The organism is Streptomyces sp. SID12501, assembly GCF_010550245.1.
Taxonomy (GTDB): domain Bacteria; phylum Actinomycetota; class Actinomycetes; order Streptomycetales; family Streptomycetaceae; genus Streptomyces.
In genome coordinates, this window is record NZ_JAAGLU010000505.1 from 1 (window position 1) to 482 (window position 482).

Annotated in this window: 1 protein-coding gene; it reads left to right on the forward strand. The window is 73.4% G+C overall.

The genetic code is table 11. From position 1 onward, the window contains the following. The coding region (locus G3I71_RS47000) for a S8 family serine peptidase (protein WP_164325069.1) at positions 1 to 482 on the forward strand (482 nt) is incomplete at both ends.

Below are 482 nucleotides of genomic sequence, written 5' to 3' on the forward strand. Positions count from 1 at the left end.
CGCGCTCGTGCTGGGCGACGCTGACCAGCTGCGCACGCTCGCCGACGACCCGAACGTCCGGTCCGTGCGCCTCGTCGCCGAGCGCACGCTCGACAACGCCGCGCAGGTGGAGTTCACCAAGGCCCTCGCGACGTGGCAGAGCACGGGCGTGCTCGGCACCGACATCACGGTCGGCGTCATCGACACCGGCATCGACTACACGCACGCCGCCTTCGGCGGCCCGGGCACCGTCGAGGCCTACGAGGCCGCGTACGGCGAGGACGGCACGGGCCCGGTGCCCGCCGGCTCGTTCGACCCCGACAAGTTCCTCGGCGGCTACGACTTCGCGGGGACGAACTACAACGCGGACGGCACCGACCCCGCGCAGCTCGTCCCCGTGCCCGACGAGAACCCCATCGACGTCCACGGCCACGGCACGCACGTCGCCGGCGCGGCCGCAGGCTACGGCGTGACGCCCGACGGCACGACGTTCGACGGCGACT